Raw genomic sequence first — 16,011 nt, forward strand, 5'->3', positions numbered from 1 at the left:
GATCAGTAGGAGTTTCTGATGCCCTCTTTGATGACCTTGCGAACGCTCGTGGCCGCGGTGACGTTGGTGGGAGCCACCACCGTGGCGGTCGCCCCGGCGAGCGCCGTGACCCGTCCGGCGGTCCAGGCCGTGCTCGAGCAGACGGTGGCCGCCGGGATACCGGGCATGGTCGCCGAGGTGCGCGACAGCGGCAGGCGTACGTTCGCCGCGGCGGGAGTGGCCGACACCGCCACCGGTCGCCGGCGCATGCCGGCCGAACGCTTCCGCGTCGGCAGCATCACCAAGGCATTCACCGCCACGTTGGTGCTGCAACTGGCGGCCGAGCGCAAGCTGAGCCTGGACGACACGGTGCACAAATGGCTGCCCGGCCTGGTCACGGGCAACGGGAACGACGGCAGCAAGATCACCATCCGGCAGCTGCTCAACCAGACCAGCGGGCTCTACAACATGTATCTGGACGAGAAGATGCTCTACAAGTACTCAGGACCAGGCTTCCTTGAGCATCGCTTCGACAAGGTCAAGCCGGAAGAGTTGATCGAGGTCGCGATGGCGTACCCGCCCTATTTCGAGCCCGGCACCGCCTTCCGCTACTCCAACGCCAACTACGACCTCGCCGGAATGATCACCGAGAAGGCGACCGGCCAAACCTACGCCGAGCAGCTCGCCCGGCGGATCGCCCGCCCGCTCGGCCTATCCGGGACGTACCTGCCGGGCAAGGAGATCAGGATCCGCGGACCGCACCCGCGGCACTACTCCAAGCTGTGGTCAGCCGACCCCGACGCCACGACTTACGACGTCACCGAGCAGAACGCCTCCTACGCCTGGGCGGCCGGCGGCGTCGTCTCCACCACCGGGGACCTGAGCCGCTTCCTGACCGCACTGCACGACGGCACGCTGCTGCCACCGGCCCAGCAGAAGGAGATATGGAACACCAGCATCTCGACCGAGGGCTCGGGCTGGATCCCCGGCGCCCGGTACGGCATGGGCACCTGGCAGCAGCAACTGTCCTGCGGTGAAACCGTCTGGGGCATGGGCGGCGCCATCAACGGCTCCTACACCTACGCCATGGGCAGCCGCGACGGCACGCACACCATCGTCACCAACATGAACGGCGACTGGAACGACCCGATCACCGCCCTCACCAAGGCGGTCGAGGCCGAGTTCTGCAAGTCCACAACCCACTGACACCGCTGACGCCACACAACGCCCCAACCACAGCCCCGGCCGAACGACATCGGCCGGGCAAAACGTTGCGCGCTTCGCCCTCACACCGGCAAGCGGCGATCACCGTTTCGCCGGACTCGATAGTGAAAACGCAGGTGCAAACGGGTGATGCCGTCGCTGCCGTCGAGACTGATCTCGTCACACAACTGGCGCATCAGCCAGAACGCCACTCCCCGGCCGGCGAGCGGATCCGGATCGGGATCGGGATCGACGGTCAGATACGCCATGGTCAACACGCCAGTCGCGTCCACGATCTCCAAGCTCACCCCGCCCGGGTCACTCCAGGCGATCAAAAAGCCATGTCCGCCGTGTTCCAGCACCTTGGCGGCGGCCTCACTCGCCGCGATCACCAGATCCGTCAGCCGCCGGTCGGCCAGACCGGCACCAGTGCCGAACGCCCGCACAGCCGCTCGCAACGTGACGAGGTCCTCCGTGATCGGCCATTCCAACCGGAACCCCGAGGCCACGTCGATCGCCACCTTCCGTCGCAAGCGCGCCATCGTTGGGAATAGCCCTGCCCCGCTGGCGAACCTGGTACACATGCGCAGCACGTGACCCGTCGCATAAGCCGCAATCTACTCGAATCAAACACCCCTTAGATACCGTCGAGCAGCAGGTCCACATAGACCAGGTTGGTCACCACATGAATCAGGATGGGAATCCAGATGTTGCGGTAGCGGGCCCAGAGGTAGCCGGTCATGAGGCCGAACACGCCTTGGACGGCGACGATCGAGGAGAGCCCGGGGAGGGGATCGGTGAGGTCGACCCGGCCTGCGTGCATGGCGGCGAACAACAGTGCCGAGAAGGTTATCGCCGGCCACCGGCCGTAGAGGACTTCCAGCCGGGTCTGGAGCCAGCCGCGGTAGAAGATCTCCTCGAGGACGCTCGCCGTCAGCAGGGTCACCAGGGAGGTGATGGCGAGGGTCACCGGATCGGGCAGTGCCTGGGTCAGGGGCGGGTCGAACGGCCCGATCTCGGTGAGCGCGAACCATGCCGCCACGGCGGGCAGCGGAGCCAGCCAGACGACCGGCCGCGGGATCGCACGCGCCCGAGGGCCGCCGCCGCGTGACAGGCGGAACATCACGAGCGGGAAGACGAGCAGCAGCAGGACTTTGAGCAGCGGGTACCAGTCGCCGCGCGCCCGCCCGGCGACGAGCAGCGCGAACGCGACCGCCGCCGCGACCAGCAGCCATGTCTCACGCCGGAGCCGAGGCCGGGGCAGACCGGTCAGGGGCGGGGACGGTGCGGTCGCGGACGGGATCAGGCGGGCGAGCGCCATCACCGCCAGGGCCGGCAGCAGGGCCGCCCACAGGCTCTCGCCGGGCGCGCCGGGGTCGGCTGAGGACCTGATCTCCGTGGTACCCGTGACCAGAAACCATCCGTACGCCAGGACGAAGATCGCGAGACCTACCCCGGTCACGATCATGCGGCCGCGTGAGCGGGCGTCGGTTGTCACCATGGGTTCGATCTTGCCCGTTTCCGGAATTTTCGGCATCGGACCGGAGGAGGGACGACCCGTAAACACTTCGATGTAGGCTCCGCCGGCACCTGACCGCCGCCCTGGGCGTGTTCCCAACGATGTACCGCCGGACCTTCCGGCTCACCGAGCCCGCCGCCTGACGTTCACTCCCGCACGGCCGCGAGGCCGCCGGCGCGGAGCCGTACCGCATCCTCCCGAGAGACCACCCAACGGCCCTCTACCGCGCTCAACGTCAAGTCGTTCTCGCAGGTCAGTGGACCGATATTTGACAGGACGCCTTAGAACGACCGCCTTTCCCCTCGAATTCAGGCTCGTGACGGCCATTCCATCGTTCCAAGTTCCCGATTCGGTCCTGACCGAAGTCGTGTGTCTAGGGAGGACCCGCACCAGCCGGCTGCTTGTCGACCGGCCGGCCCAGCATCTGGTCGTCCACCCCGACGGCCGCCTCTTCCTCGCCGAGGACACCGTACTGACACGCCTGTGAACGATCACCCAGGAGGCAGCGGAGTGTTGACGAACGCATCGAGACATTGGTTACGCCTGCGGCGCGTGCTGGCCGTCAGCGTGGGCGGCCTTCTGGCGAGCGGGTCGCTCCACCCGCAGCCGGCGGTCGCGGCGGACGAGCCCGTGCCCTGGATCAGGGACGCCGGAGTCATCCCGCTGACCGCCACCACGACGGCCGGCGGCGCCACCGCTCGGATGCCGGACGGCTCGACGCGGATGTGGCTGGTCGTCAGCGGCAGACCGGCTTACCTGGCCGAGATCGACCCCGTCCAGCGCCGTCTGGTCAAGGCGCACCCGCTCGGGGCTCGGGCGCAAGGCGGCTGGGGCGTCGACGTCGCGCGTGACGGTACGGTCTACGCGGCCACGTACGGAGCCGGAGAGCTCTACCGCCTGGCGTGGGGCGCGGGCAAGGCCGAGAACCTCGGAGCGCCTACACCCGACACCAGCTTCCTGTGGCAGGTCGACACCACGCCGGATGGCGTCGCCTGCACCGGCACGTTCGAGGGTGCCCGCCCGGGCGTGCTCCCGCCGGCCCACCTGGCCTGCTGGAGCCCGCAGACCAGGCAGTGGCGTGACTACGGGACCTTCGGCGACCACAACACCTACGTGCGGTCCACCGCCGTCGTCGGGAACACGGCATACATCGGTACCGGGTCGGTCAAGAAGGAGATGTGGGCGGTCAATCTCGCGACCGGGAAGACACGGCAGATCGCCGTCCCCGACGAGGTGCCCGACGGTACGGGCTTCACCTACGAGATGGACGCCGACCACCGCTACGTCTACGTCAGGTGGTCGCCCGGTGGCGGCTACGTCTACGACACGCTGCACAGCCGCTGGACCGGGTCGCTCGGTGCCTTCAGCGGCCAGTCGGTCTCCCGCCGGGACGCCAAGGGCGAGGTCTACCTGGTCAGCGGCGATCGGCTGTCGCGCTACGACGTCGGCAAGGACACACTCACGCCAACCGGCTTCGCGACCGGTGGCAGCCGTGGTGTGGAACGGGTCGTCGATCCAGGCTCCGGCCGTACTCTGGTGGTCGGGGCGCTCAGCGACGGGCGGATGTGGCAGTACGACCCCGCCACCGACACGGGCTCCCTGGACTATGTCGAAGGCCTCGTGGGGACTCCCGTGACGCCCCGTGCGATGGCCGTTGGGCCGGACGGCAAGGTCTACCAGGGCGGATACTTCTCCGGCGGGCTCTCCTCGTACGACCCGGCGACCGGCGCCTGGTGGTTCCGCGGATTCCCGAAGCAGGCCGAGGGCATGGTCACCCACGCCGGCAAGCTCTACCTCGGCACCTACACGGGCGCGGAGATCTTCGCCTACGACCCGGCGGCGCCGTGGGGCGCGTCGAATCCGCGTCCGGTGTTCTCTCTGCGCGACCACGCGCAGAGCCGGCCGTGGGCGATGGAGTCCGCCGGCCGCTACCTTGCGGTGGGCACGCAGCCCGACTACGGCAAGCTCGGCGGCGACCTCGCGCTGTACGATCCCGCCGACGACAGCCTCCGCCGCTACCCCGGCCTGGTGACCGATCAGAGCATCACCGCGCTCACGTACGCCGGCGGTGTCCTGTACGGGGGCACCATGGTCTACGGCGGCAACGGCTCGACTCCCACCCAGACCACGGCCAAGGTCTTCGCCTTCGACGTCGCCTCCGGCACCAAGCTGTGGGAGGCGGAGCCGCTTCCCGGCGAGCGGGCCATCAGCGGGCTCACCGTGGACGCCGAGGGGCATCTGTGGGGCATCACCGCCGGCAAGCTCTTCGAACTCGACCCGGCGACGCGGGAAGCGGTGCGAACGCACGAAGTCGCCCCGTTCGACTGGTCGAGCGTCAGCGAATGGAACCCGCTGGCGGCGAAGGTCCGCTTCGACGCGAGCGACGGGCAGTTGTACGTGACGGCGCGAGGCCGCTTCCACCGACTCGACCCCCAGGCCTTCACGGACACCGCCCCGCCGGGTACCGCGGGCGCGCAGCTCGTCTCGCACCCCGACGGCGACAAATACTGGATCAGCGGGCAGCGCCTGTACCGGTCCCGCTGGTACTGACCGCCTCATGAGAAACGTGGCCGCTCACCTGGCCGTATCTCGTCGCCGCAGTATTGGGAGTGACCGTTGAGGTCGTTTCCCGGCGTGGGGAGTCACGCAAGAGCGGTCCATGAACGTACCAGTGACCTGGGGAAATGCCCTCAAGGGAGGTGACCCGCTTTGATCTGAGTGCAGCGGGGTCGCGGTCAGTCGAGTGGGACGCCTGTGTGGCTCTCCAAGACGTGAATGAGGCGGGCCTGGAAATCTTCGTCTCGCGATGCGGGGTGCGGTGTCTGCACCTGCTGGTGGTACCAGTAGCCGCCGGTGCTTGGGGTCACGTCATGGTGGGTGGCGAGCCACACTTGTGTCTGGTGCCCGGCGGTCAGGTCGTCCGGTGCGCCAGGACCACCCATCCGTGTGGGGACCCACCCGGGGTCGACCGCATGGCTGGAGGTTCCTTCCCACCGGGACGCGACGGCAAGCGCGAGGGCGGTGACCCACAGTTTGCTGTCGCTGTAGGAGGCGGTGCCGGCGGTCAGCCGCCGCAGGCCGGTGGAGCCGGATCGGTGCATAGAACTGCTGAGATAGACGAGCCTGGCCGGCTTGTCCATCAGGGCCGTCAGCACGTACGGTGCGACGATGTTGACGTTGATCACGTCGGGAGAGTGCAGGACGCCGGCGTTGTGGATGACGGCGTCGAAGCGGCCGAACCTGGAGGCTTGCCGAGCAACACCGCGGATCTCGTCCAGCTCGGCGAGATCCCCGATGACGACGCCCTTCCACCGGGAGGCGTCGTCCGCGTCGGTGAGACGGGCCTGGTTGCGGACGTGGATGACCACGTCGTGCCCGTCGTCGGCCAACGCGTTCGCCGTGTTGTGCCCGAGCCCGCTGGATGCCCCGGTCACCAGAATCAGTGCCATCTCAGTCCTTCCCGTCTGTGTGTGATGGGTGCGGCGAACTGGTCGGGAGTTGGCCTCACTGAACCACGCCCCCCTCGCCAGACCTGCCCTTGGTCGCCGGGGATCCGTCGTGGTCGATGTGTGTTCTACCGCAGCTTTGTCTGCCCACGACTGAGGGGGTCACCCCGCGCTTCATCTGGCCAGTGTGACGGTGACGTCGCCTTTCTCGAGCTGCTGCAGTTGTTCGGCAGTAGCGTTGTAGGTGCCGATATGGATCACCTGGTCTGAGTAGCCGATGCCAGCGGTGTTGTAATAGAAGCCGAGGTTGCCCCAGGGGACGAAGTAGATGAGGTCGCCGTCTTCAGGGTCTGAACCCGGTGAGCCGGTGGTGTTCAGCTTCCGGGGGAGGTCGGCGATCTTCTCGCGGCCGTTGAACTCCTCGAAGGAAAGGGTGAGCGGGAGCATCGCGAGAAAGTCCCGAGCCGTGGCGTTGTCAGCGCCGATGACGACGTCGACAGAGGTATCGCCGGCAGTGAAGCGCACGATGCTGCCTTCGACCTGACGCGCTGTGGAGGGGACCTGTGTCGGCATGGTGTTCGGGGTGCTCGCCGAGGTGGGTACCGGCGGCGTGGATGCTGAGGGAGCCGAGGTGTCCGGCTCGGACGCGGCCGGGCTCGCGGCCGTCGTGGCGCAGCCTGTGAGGGCAAGAAGCGCGGCGAGTGGACCGATGAGCAAGGCGTTCCGTTGCACGAGCATGTCCTTGAGGTGTTGTCGATATACGCGATCGGGTCCGCGACCCCGGTGACCAGCGTTCCCTCAGCTGCGTGACTACGCCCCTCCTTGCGGGGCTGTCCGGCCTGCGGCTGGACGACGCGATTCTTGCGGTCAACGAGGCCGTTCCTCCTGCACATGGTCGTGGCGTTGATCCTCCTGCGTGAGGCAGGGCGTGGCGTCGAGGGTGGCGGCCCAGCTTGCGAGCAGGCGCAGGGCGTCGTGGGAGGGCGTGTCGGGAGCGGCGGTGTAAACGGTCAGGTTCAGGCCGGGGTCGGCGTGCAGATCCATGGACTCGTAGTCGAGGGTGAGGTCGCCGATGGCGGGGTGGTGGAAGGTCTTGGTGCCGGTGTGGTGGAGGCGGACGTTGTGCTCGGCCCAGCGGGTGCGGAAGTCGGCACTGCGGGTGGACAGCTCGCCGATCAGGTGGGTGAGGTCGTTGTTGTAGGGGTCGCGGCCGGCTTCGGTACGCAGGAGGGCGACGGTGACGTCGGCTGCGGTGTCCCAGTCGGGGTAGAAGTCGGGTCCGGCCGGGTCGAGGAACTGGAAGCGTGCGATGTTGGCCGGCTGGCTTGGTTTGGTGCGCGGGTGTGGGCTCCGGCCGGAGGCGGAGTGTTGGAAGACCGGCCAGTACATGGCGCGGCCGAGGCGGTTGGAGGCCAGGATGTCCATGCGACCGTTGCGGATGATGGCCGGGGCGTCGGTCATGGCGTCCAGCATCCGCTGCAGCCCGGGACGGACCTTGTGAGCGGAACGGCGGGTGCGGGGGCCGGGGCCTGCGGCGCGGGCCAGGTCGAACAGGTGAGCGCGTTCGGCGTCATCGAGCTGGAGGGCTCGGGCGACGGCGTTCAGGACATCCTCGGAGACACCGCTGATGTGGCCCTTTTCGAGACGGGTGTACCACTCGGTGCTCACACCGGCCAGCACGGCGACCTCCTCGCGGCGCAGGCCGGGCACCCGGCGGCGCCCGCCGGGGGCCAGCCCGGCCTGCTGCGGGGTGATCCTGGCACGCCGGCTGGCGAGGAAGTCGCGGATCTCGTCTCGGTTGTCGCGCACATCTTCACTGTATGAAGCGGCCGGGGCGGTATGGGGGTGGAGGTTGTCCCCCCGATAAACGCGACCTCCCGCCCGCGCGATGGAGCCGGTTTTCTAGGTGTTGTCATACGGCGTGATGGCCTGTCGTCAACGAAAGCTGTCACCAGTGCCGCTCGATCAAGAAGCTACTCACCCTCACCTCTGAGGGCCAATCGCTTCCGATCAGGGAACTGCTGCATTCCCGTGCCGCCGAAGTTTTCGGCGCGGACCGCAAGGAGCATCAACGATGAACACGAAGTCTGATACCGCCGGACAGACGATGAAAACGGCATCCGCAGGGCGGAACCGCACACGCCGTGGCCTGATCAAACGGGTCGGCGCCGGCGCCGCCGTACTCGGTGTACTTTTCGCAACAGGTTTCACTTCGACCGCTCAGGCCGCCACGCCCTCGGCGTCGGTGGCCCCTTCAACGCCGAACCTGCCACCTGGGGACACATCCAACGGTGCGGACAACTTCTACACCAGCGACAGCGTAACGGTCCAGAAGGTTTCCTTTAAGAACCAGTACCGGATGAACGTCGCGGGGAACCTGTTCGTCCCCAAGAACCTGAATCGCCGGGCGAAGAATCCGGCGATGGTGGTCGGACATCCCATGGGTGCGGTCAAGGAGCAGAGCGCAAACCTGTATGCCACGAAGATGGCAGAGCGGGGATTCGTCACCATGTCCCTTGACCTGTCGTTCTGGGGCAAGAGTGACGGCCGGCCTCGCAACGCTGTCTCGCCGGACATCTATGCCGAGGACTTCAGTGCCGCGGTGGATTTCCTGCGCACCCAGACCTTCGTCGACAAGGAGCGGATCGGTGCGATCGGGATTTGCGGCAGCGGGAGCTTCGTCATCAGTGCAGCCAAGATCGATCCGCGTATCAAGGCCGTCGCGACAGTCAGCATGTACGACATGGGCGCCGCCAACCGCAACGGGCTCAGGAAGTCCGTCACCCTCGAGCAGCGAAAGGACATCCTCAAGCAGGCAGCGCAACAGCGCGATGTGGAGTTCGCGGGTGGTCAAACCGAATACACCAGCGGAACGCCTGAACAGCTGAATGACAACTCGACTCCGGTCGAGCGCGAATTCTATGACTTCTACCGCACCGCCAGGGGATACAGCCCGAACACCACGACGCATCCCACGCTCACCAGCAACGTCAAGTTCGTGAATTTCTACCCGTTCGCCGACATCGAGACGATCTCTCCCCGCCCGATGCTCTTCATCACGGGAGAGAAGGCTCATTCCAGGGAATTCAGCGAAGAGGCCTACCGGCTTGCCGGTGAAGCCAAGGAACTGGTGGTTGTTCCCGGCGCCGGTCACGTGGATCTCTACGATCGCGTCAACCTCATCCCCTTCGGCAAGTTGACCACGTTCTTCCGGAACAATCTGAAGTGACCCAAGCGTGGCCGAGGGGGAGAACGCGCAGCAACAGCGGTCACGGCGGTCCCTCGCCGGTGCGCCAGGACCTGCCGAAGCTGATCGACCTGATCCGCAACCGCGGGATCGACCCCGGCATTCGCACACGGCGGTGCCCGCCCTCCGGCGCTCACGAAAGCGGACGCCCGCGTTCCCTCGTCCGGTGAACGGCGGAGGCGAGTCGGGCATGGAACCGCTCAACCATCTCGAACGAGGCCAGGTCACCGTGGAGGTGGCCGAGTAGCAGCAGGCTCCGACCGCTACGGGGCCGATACGGCCGCTACGACGGGGTGACCAGCATCCGAACGAAAGCCACACCCGCCAGGAGAGAACACGATATGAACCCCACCTACGACTTCACCGGCCAGGTCGCCCTCGTCACCGGAGCCGGCTCCGGGATGGGGCTGGCCACCGCCAGCGCCTTCGCTGAGTCCGGGGCCGCCGTCGCCCTCACCGACATCAACGCAGAGGCCCTGAACACAGCTGCCAAGGACCTCACCGAGGCAGGCCACCGCGTCCTCGCCCTCACATGCGACGTCAGCGACGAGGACCAGGTCGCCGCCGCCGTCGACCGCACCGTCGAGACCTTCGGCCGCCTCGACATGGCTTACAACAACGCGGGCATCCAGATCCCGCCGAGCGACGCCGCCGACGAACCCGCCGAAAGGTTCGACCGCGTCAACGCCATCAACCTGCGCGGCGTCTGGGCGTGCATGAAGCACGAACTGCGGCACATGCGCGCACAAGGCAGCGGCGCCATCGTCAACTGCTCCTCCCTCGGCGGCCTTGTCGGCCTCCCCGGCCGTGCCTCCTACCACGCTTCCAAACACGGAGTCATCGGCCTGACCACCAGCGCCGCCCTCGAATACGCCCCACGCGGCATCCGCATCAACGCCGTCTGCCCTGGCCCCATCGACACCCCCATGGTCAGCGACATGATCGCCAAGGGCGAGCTCGACCGCGCCGAGGCCGAAGCCAACCAGCCCATCAACCGGCTCGGGACCGCCGAGGAGATCGCCCAAGCCGTCCTGTGGCTGTGCAGCCCCGGAGCCGGCTTCGTCATCGGCGTCGCCCTTCCCGTCGATGGCGGCTACGTCGCCCGATGAATTCCTCAACGCTGAGGAAGGGACTCGGCGCAGGCTGCTGGTTATCCTCTCCGAGCAGGTGGCCGACATTTTCGTACTGCCCAACCCGCCCGAACTGCTGATCGCGTTGTTCTTCGCGTGCGCGGCGCTGGCCTGGGCGCGCTGGGCGGCGGCCATGACACCGCGCACGGCTTGAGAGAAGCGGTCGGCGGCCTGGTCGGGATCGGGCCGGCTGGCGTCCAACCAGGCGATGACGGCCTCGATGGTGAGCGGCCGGCAGCGCACGGCCGGAGATGCTGACGTTCAGTAAGCCAGGCAGGCGCCGGTTTCACAGTGGACCGGTAGGCGCTGTCACGCGGCGGCCGCCTTGATCAGCGCGGTCGCCGCCGTCTCGATGTCCGCAGGCGTGCTCCAGCGGCCCAGTGACAGCCGCACTGTCGCGAGGGCGCGGGCGGTGTCCAGCCCCATGGCGGTCAGGACCGGGGAGGGGGTGTGGGTGCCGCTGTGGCAGGCCGACCCGGTGGAGGCCGCGATCTCCGGCGCCGCCGCGAGTAGTTCGTGCCCGAGGACGCCGTCGATGCCGACGTTCAGGGTGTTCGGCAGCCGGCACTCGACGGGACCGTTGAGGTGCACCCGGCCGGGTAGACCGTCGGCCAGCCTCTGGTGGAGGTCGTCGCGCAGGGCGGCCAGGCGGGCGGGCCCGCCGTCGGCGAGGTCGCGGGCGGCGAGGTCGGCGGCAGTGCCGAGGGCCACGGCCAGGGCGACGTTCTCGGTGCCGGCGCGCAGGCCGCGTTCCTGGCCGCCGCCGTAGACGACCGGCTCCAGGGTCACGCCGTCGCGTACGTACAGGGCGGCGGCGCCCTTGGGCGCGTACATCTTGTGCCCGGCCATGGTGAGCAGGTCCACGCCCAGCGCCTCGACATCGAGGGCGATCTTCCCGACGGCCTGGGCGGCGTCGCAGTGCAGCAGCGCGCCATGCTGGTGGGCGAGGGCGGCGAGGTCGTGGATCGGTTGCAGGGCGCCGGTCTCGTTGTTGGCGGCCATCACCGACACCAACACCGTGTCCTCGTCCAAGGCGGCGGCCAGCGCGGCCGGGCCCACCAGCCCGTCGCCGTCGACCGGCAGCACCGTCACCCGAGCGCCGTGCAGGCGTTCCAGCGCGCGGCAGGTCTGCAGCACGGCCGGGTGCTCGGTGGCCTGGGTGACCACGTGCGGGCGCGGGCGGCCGGACGCGATGACGGCGCCGCGCAGGGCGAGCAGGTCGGCCTCCGAACCGGAGGCGGTGAACACGACCTCGCGCGGGTGCGCGCCGATCAGCGCGGCGACCTGGCCTCGGGCGTGCTCGAGTGCCGCGCGCGGTTGCTCGCCGTAGGGATGGTTGCTGGAAGGGTTGCCGAACAGGTCCGTCAGGTGCGCTGCCATCGCCTCGGCCACCCGCGGGTCGACGGGAGTGGTGGCGTTGTAGTCCAGGTAGACCGGCCCGCCGGCCAGCCCGGGGTGAAGGGGCGCCTGCAGGGCCGGGCGGTTGGTCATGCCGGCGCTCCTGCCTCGATGGGCAGCTCGGACAGCCGCCATTCCAGCATGCCGCCGCTGAGGCGGATCGCGCGCCGTCCGCGGTCGGTCAGCAAGCGCACCGCATCGTAGGCGAGCACGCAGTATTCGCCGCGACAGTATACGACGATCTCGCTGTTCTCGAGCAGCTCGTTGATCCGGTCGGCCAGCTCGGTGACCGGGCCCGCGGCCTTGACGAGCAGGTGGAGTTTGGTGGTCAGTTCGCCGCGGGAACGTCCGAGCGCCTGCCGGTTTCGCGATTGCTTCGTATCGATCGTCCCGCCGTCGTCCGGCCGTGGGACCAGCGATGACCTGGTGGGTTCCGTGCCGGGCGGTCCGGCGATCGTGGTGGGTCGGGAGCTGCGGGTCCCCCCATCAGATGGGAGGACATCGCCGCGGCGCACGGTGGGGTCAGCAGCGCCGCCAGCCGTCGTAGGTCGGGCGCAGGCCGATGCGGTCGAACGTCGAGGAGCCGGTCGTGCCGTACGGAACCCAGATGCAGGGGCCGTCCGAGGCGCCGGAGACGATGATTTTGACGTAGTCGAGTCCGGTGCCGCCAGAGCAGTTGTACCAGGTGCCGTAGATGGTGGAGGAGGCGCTGCTCTTCCGGATCGTCCCTCCGGTGCCGCCATCGCCGCGTCCCAGACAGGGGTTCGGTTCTGCGGCCGCGGGTCCGGCGGCCACCAGGACCGGTGCGCACACCGTCATGGCGGCGACCAGGACGGGAACGACCTTCTTGGCGGCGCCCCGGATGCGGCGGCGGTTCGGCGTTCCAAGCATGCTCGTACTCCTTCACGGGACACGATGAGGTTGGTGCATTCGTGAACGCGAGACGTGCTGGACGTATCGTTCATTGCCGGTGCGGGCTTGTCCAGCCGTGGCCATTCGGCGAACCGAGCGCACCGGGCCTACGTCATTTGTGCGCGAGCGACACGCGCGCATCCCGGAACGGCTGTCTGACGAGCTCCAGCGTCACAGACATCGGCCACCAGGTGCTTAGCGATGCGGAGGGGACAGCTCGCCGTCCCGGTGGATCCAGGAGCAGCGGCTCGACAAGGCCGCCCGGCTCCTCGCCGACCCGCGCCACGCAGCCCGCACCGTCACGGACACCGCCTTCGGCGTCGGCTTCAAGGACGCCTCGCACCGCCGGCCCCTCCCGCCACCGGCGCTGAACCGTAGGTGTGCGTTGGGACGGACCACCGCCCCGGCGGGCTGTTGCCCGAGCATCTGAGGCGCGGCGGATCACCGCCGTGCAGCAGCGTCAGCCCGTGCCCAGCGCCACCAGGTTGACCACAGTGCAGGGGTAGGAGGGAACGGCCTGGCAGTTGCTCGCCGCCAATCCGGGCAGGAAGGGCAGTGGGCGCCGTCTGGACACGGTGCCCGACCCACGCGACGCGGGTGGGCCCCGGGGCAGGTCAGGCCTTTGGTGAAGAAGGACGGAGGCTGCGGCCAATAGATGGTAGACCGTTGTGACGGTCGAGAAACTCACCTGCCGAGCGCCAGCCGGGAAGAGGTATGGAGTCCGATCTAGAGCCGTCAGATGCCGTTGTGATCGAGAAGTCTCGACATGACCCCGAGCACTTCTCCCAGATCTTCAACCGCTACTTCTCCCAGATTCATGGCTATGTCGCGTCGCGGCTGGGGTCGGCGAACGCCGACGACATCGCGGCCGAAGCATTCCTTATCGGTTTCACGGGTCGCCATCGCTACGATTTAAGCTGGCCGTCTGCGCGTCCATGGTTGTACGGCATTGCGACCAACCTCATTCGGCAGCACCGGAGAAGTGAAATCCGCAGATATCGAGCCTTGGCGCGGGCGAGCCCGGGTGACGACTTCGACGAATGGGTCGAACAGGCTACAGAACGCTTATCCGCGCAGCGTATGCTCCCCAGCCTCAGCGCGGGACTGGCACAGCTGTCACAGGCGGATCGCGATGTGCTGCTGCTGGTGGCCTACGAGCAGCTGAGCTACCAGGAGATCGCGCTGGCCCTGCGCATTCCGGCCGGCACTGTGGGTTCTCGACTGAATCGCGCACGACGGCGCCTTCGTCAAGCACTGCAACATTCCGAACCGGCCAAGAGGTGAAGCCATGGATGAGCTGAGGTTACTCAAAGACTACCGTGACTCGCTGCCTCCGCCGTCAGACCTCGTCATGGCACAGGCACAGCGACGACTCACCGCTGAAATGGAAGCGGCGGCCACTCTCAGTGCGAATCGTCACCAGCGCCCGCGTCTTGGGCGGCAATTCCCCGACGGGAGACCGCACCGGCTCTGGTCGGCGAAATTCATGGTCACCGGCGGTGTCGCTGCCACCGCAATCCTGGTGATCGTCGCCTTCGCCGCCCTTGACGTTCTTCAAGCTCGTACCGCCTACGCCGTGGAGCGCAGGCCGGATGGCACCCTTGCCATTCACATCCGAGAACCCACCGAACCCCAGGGCCTTGAGGACAAGTTGCTGACGCTCGGCGTGAACGCGTCCATCACCTACGCGTCGCATCCCGGCCGCTGCACAAACGAGCCTCGCGGGAGGATGGCCGAGCAGCAGCCAGAAGTCATCGAACACCCCTGGGCACATGACCCGAATCCGACCACGAGATTCGGCGAATGGGTCTTCATCCTTCATCCGGACCGGATACAGCCAGGTCAGACGCTGATCTGGAACATAGTCTTCGACGAGAACTCACTGTTAAGCGAGGAAGAGTACGCGAAAGTACACGAACAACAGCGGCAGCAGCAGGGCTGGAGGCGCGCGCAAAGCGTATCCATGAGCAACTACCTCATCGACGGCTCTGCCCAACCCTGCGCATGGGTCGACTATCCTGCACACACTCCGACCCCGCTCCGGAGCTAGCTCACGGGAATTGCCGCCAGTCCGTCCGGCCAGGAGTTCGCCCGCGCCACGGCTTCCCGATCCCGCAGGAGCAGAGCGTGTCAACGGGCACCTCAGCTCCTCGACGTCGTCCCCAAGGTAGGCCGCCAGCGAGGCGCTCGACTCCAAGCGCTGTTGGGTGCAGCTCGTTCTGAGGTACAGCCGACCTCGTTGGTACATGGACCCTCCCTCCGCGGCGTCGTCGGCGCGATCAACCACGAGTCGGTATGAAGCCGCAGGTTGATGTGTGCCATTCTCGCGACATGACCGAGTTTGAGACGACTCCGAGCCGGGACGGACTCGCCCTGAACCGCGCGTTGTGGGATGTGCGAGCCCACGTGCATGGTTCGACCGCTGCTGACCGGTTCTATGATGTCGAAACCTTCCTGGCCGGGCGGCAGACACTGTGTGCACTGGAACGGGAGCTGGCCGGCGAAGTGGTAGGGAAGGACCTCCTGCACCTACAGTGCCACTTCGGCCTGGACACTCTCAGCTGGGCACGGCTGGGCGCCCGCGTCACCGGCGTGGACTTCTCCCCGGTAGCGATCGCCCGGGCACGAGAGCTGGCCGAGCGCGCTGGTCTCACGGCCACCTTCGTCGAGGCCGACACCCAGCGGTTGCCCGCTACCTTGGCCGGCAGGTTCGAGGTGGTGGTGGCCACCTATGGGGTGCTGTGCTGGATCGCCGAGCTCGATGCCTGGATGCGTGGGGCGTCCATGGCGCTGCGGCCCGGCGGGAGCCTGATCCTGGTGGACATGCATCCGGCGTACCAGATCCTGGCCACGATCGATCCACTAGTCGCCGACTGGCCGTACGGCGGCGGCGAACCCCAGGTGGAGACGGTCACTGGCACGTACGCCGATGCCGGGTTGCGCCTGCCGGTTCAGCAGACGGTCCAGTACCCGTACTCGCTGGGCGAGATCGTGACCGCCGCCGCGCAGGCTGGGCTTGTCGTGACGCACCTGGGCGAGCACGTCGCGACAGACATCGATCCCCGCAACCTCCTGCATCCGGATGAGGACAACCTGTATCGGCTGCGCTTCGGGGACTCCCACCTGCCCATCCTGTACTCGCTGCGCGCGATGTTGCCTCATGTCTGAACTGCGTAT

At 67.6% G+C, this 16,011-nt stretch carries 16 protein-coding genes; 8 read left to right on the top strand and 8 right to left on the bottom strand.

The genetic code is table 11. The annotated features are described in order from the left end of the window. Positions 1-18 precede the first annotated feature (18 nt). A complete protein-coding gene (locus Q9G87_RS45785) occupies positions 19-1,185 on the top strand; it encodes a serine hydrolase domain-containing protein (protein ID WP_305922928.1) in 1,167 nt (388 codons plus the stop codon). 80 nt (positions 1,186-1,265) lie between these two features. Here the strand turns inward: Q9G87_RS45785 and Q9G87_RS45790 are convergent, their stop codons facing one another. Both Q9G87_RS45790 and Q9G87_RS45795 read right to left on the bottom strand, forming a co-directional pair. Further along, the gene (locus Q9G87_RS45790) at positions 1,266-1,703 is read right to left on the bottom strand and encodes an ATP-binding protein (protein ID WP_305922929.1); all 438 of its coding nucleotides are present in this window, start codon (positions 1,701-1,703) and stop codon (positions 1,266-1,268) included. 116 nt (positions 1,704-1,819) lie between these two features. Then, on the bottom strand, positions 1,820-2,683 hold the full coding sequence (locus tag Q9G87_RS45795; protein ID WP_305922930.1) for a CPBP family intramembrane glutamic endopeptidase: 864 nt from the start codon (positions 2,681-2,683) through the stop codon (positions 1,820-1,822). A gap of 334 nt (positions 2,684-3,017) precedes the next feature. On the opposite strand from Q9G87_RS45795, the gene Q9G87_RS45800 reads away from it, so the two are divergent. Both Q9G87_RS45800 and Q9G87_RS45805 read left to right on the top strand, forming a co-directional pair. Continuing rightward, positions 3,018-3,188 (top strand): hypothetical protein, encoded by a 171-nt coding sequence (locus Q9G87_RS45800; RefSeq protein WP_305922931.1) that lies wholly within the window; start codon positions 3,018-3,020, stop codon positions 3,186-3,188. Positions 3,189-3,214: 26 nt separating this feature from the next. Further along, positions 3,215-5,251, top strand: a complete 2,037-nt coding sequence (locus tag Q9G87_RS45805; RefSeq protein ID WP_305922932.1) for a ligand-binding sensor domain-containing protein — start codon at positions 3,215-3,217, stop codon at positions 5,249-5,251. 185 nt (positions 5,252-5,436) lie between these two features. Here the strand turns inward: Q9G87_RS45805 and Q9G87_RS45810 are convergent, their stop codons facing one another. The 3 genes from Q9G87_RS45810 to Q9G87_RS45820 all read right to left on the bottom strand — a co-directional run bounded on the left by Q9G87_RS45810 (position 5,437) and on the right by Q9G87_RS45820 (position 7,956). Then, on the bottom strand, positions 5,437-6,150 hold the full coding sequence (locus tag Q9G87_RS45810; RefSeq protein WP_305922933.1) for an SDR family NAD(P)-dependent oxidoreductase: 714 nt from the start codon (positions 6,148-6,150) through the stop codon (positions 5,437-5,439). A gap of 171 nt (positions 6,151-6,321) precedes the next feature. Next, entirely contained in the window at positions 6,322-6,879 is a 558-nt protein-coding gene (locus Q9G87_RS45815; RefSeq protein WP_305922934.1) for a cyclophilin-like fold protein, read from the bottom strand. Positions 6,880-7,014: 135 nt separating this feature from the next. Then, positions 7,015-7,956 carry a helix-turn-helix transcriptional regulator gene (locus Q9G87_RS45820; protein ID WP_305922935.1) on the bottom strand — a complete coding sequence of 314 codons (942 nt, stop codon included), beginning with the start codon at positions 7,954-7,956 and terminating at the stop codon, positions 7,015-7,017. 265 nt (positions 7,957-8,221) lie between these two features. On the opposite strand from Q9G87_RS45820, the gene Q9G87_RS45825 reads away from it, so the two are divergent. Both Q9G87_RS45825 and Q9G87_RS45830 read left to right on the top strand, forming a co-directional pair. Beyond that, entirely contained in the window at positions 8,222-9,376 is a 1,155-nt protein-coding gene (locus Q9G87_RS45825) for an alpha/beta hydrolase (RefSeq protein ID WP_305922936.1), read from the top strand. Between the two features lie 359 nt (positions 9,377-9,735). Further along, positions 9,736-10,503 (top strand): SDR family NAD(P)-dependent oxidoreductase, encoded by a 768-nt coding sequence (locus tag Q9G87_RS45830; protein WP_305922937.1) that lies wholly within the window; start codon positions 9,736-9,738, stop codon positions 10,501-10,503. A 330-nt stretch (positions 10,504-10,833) separates the two neighbouring features. On the opposite strand, the gene Q9G87_RS45835 is transcribed toward Q9G87_RS45830, so the two are convergent. The 3 genes from Q9G87_RS45835 to Q9G87_RS45845 are packed head-to-tail and all read right to left on the bottom strand — an operon-like array spanning position 10,834 to position 12,813. Continuing rightward, positions 10,834-12,015, bottom strand: a complete 1,182-nt coding sequence (locus Q9G87_RS45835) for a cysteine desulfurase family protein (protein ID WP_305922938.1) — start codon at positions 12,013-12,015, stop codon at positions 10,834-10,836. After that, positions 12,012-12,437 carry a rhodanese-like domain-containing protein gene (locus Q9G87_RS45840; RefSeq protein WP_305922939.1) on the bottom strand — a complete coding sequence of 142 codons (426 nt, stop codon included), beginning with the start codon at positions 12,435-12,437 and terminating at the stop codon, positions 12,012-12,014. Before Q9G87_RS45840 ends, Q9G87_RS45835 begins: the two co-directional genes overlap by 4 nt. 7 nt (positions 12,438-12,444) lie before the next feature. Continuing rightward, on the bottom strand, positions 12,445-12,813 hold the full coding sequence (locus Q9G87_RS45845) for a hypothetical protein (RefSeq protein ID WP_305922940.1): 369 nt from the start codon (positions 12,811-12,813) through the stop codon (positions 12,445-12,447). A gap of 768 nt (positions 12,814-13,581) precedes the next feature. Here Q9G87_RS45845 and Q9G87_RS45850 point away from each other — a divergent pair. From Q9G87_RS45850 to Q9G87_RS45860, 3 genes are all read left to right on the top strand, one after another. Next, positions 13,582-14,118 (top strand): RNA polymerase sigma factor, encoded by a 537-nt coding sequence (locus Q9G87_RS45850; protein ID WP_305922941.1) that lies wholly within the window; start codon positions 13,582-13,584, stop codon positions 14,116-14,118. 4 nt (positions 14,119-14,122) lie between these two features. Beyond that, positions 14,123-14,884, top strand: a complete 762-nt coding sequence (locus Q9G87_RS45855) for a hypothetical protein (RefSeq protein WP_305922942.1) — start codon at positions 14,123-14,125, stop codon at positions 14,882-14,884. Positions 14,885-15,165: 281 nt separating this feature from the next. Next, complete coding sequence (locus tag Q9G87_RS45860) at positions 15,166-16,002, top strand: class I SAM-dependent methyltransferase (protein ID WP_305922943.1); 837 nt, start codon at positions 15,166-15,168, stop codon at positions 16,000-16,002. Positions 16,003-16,011 lie beyond the last annotated feature (9 nt).

Source organism: Nonomuraea turcica (assembly GCF_030718205.1).
Classification (GTDB): Bacteria; Actinomycetota; Actinomycetes; order Streptosporangiales; family Streptosporangiaceae; genus Nonomuraea.

What these genes read in the sequence shown, in the direction of transcription:
- Q9G87_RS45785 (WP_305922928.1), top strand. Translation starts at nt 19, where the DNA reads ATGCCCTCTTTGATGACCTTGCGAACGCTCGTGGCCGCGGTGACGTTG.
- Q9G87_RS45795 (WP_305922930.1), bottom strand. Translation starts at nt 2,683, where the DNA reads ATGGTGACAACCGACGCCCGCTCACGCGGCCGCATGATCGTGACCGGG.
- Q9G87_RS45810 (WP_305922933.1), bottom strand. Translation starts at nt 6,150, where the DNA reads ATGGCACTGATTCTGGTGACCGGGGCATCCAGCGGGCTCGGGCACAAC.
- Q9G87_RS45825 (WP_305922936.1), top strand. Translation starts at nt 8,222, where the DNA reads ATGAACACGAAGTCTGATACCGCCGGACAGACGATGAAAACGGCATCC.
- Q9G87_RS45830 (WP_305922937.1), top strand. Translation starts at nt 9,736, where the DNA reads ATGAACCCCACCTACGACTTCACCGGCCAGGTCGCCCTCGTCACCGGA.
- Q9G87_RS45835 (WP_305922938.1), bottom strand. Translation starts at nt 12,015, where the DNA reads ATGACCAACCGCCCGGCCCTGCAGGCGCCCCTTCACCCCGGGCTGGCC.
- Q9G87_RS45845 (WP_305922940.1), bottom strand. Translation starts at nt 12,813, where the DNA reads ATGCTTGGAACGCCGAACCGCCGCCGCATCCGGGGCGCCGCCAAGAAG.
- Q9G87_RS45855 (WP_305922942.1), top strand. Translation starts at nt 14,123, where the DNA reads ATGGATGAGCTGAGGTTACTCAAAGACTACCGTGACTCGCTGCCTCCG.
- Q9G87_RS45860 (WP_305922943.1), top strand. Translation starts at nt 15,166, where the DNA reads ATGACCGAGTTTGAGACGACTCCGAGCCGGGACGGACTCGCCCTGAAC.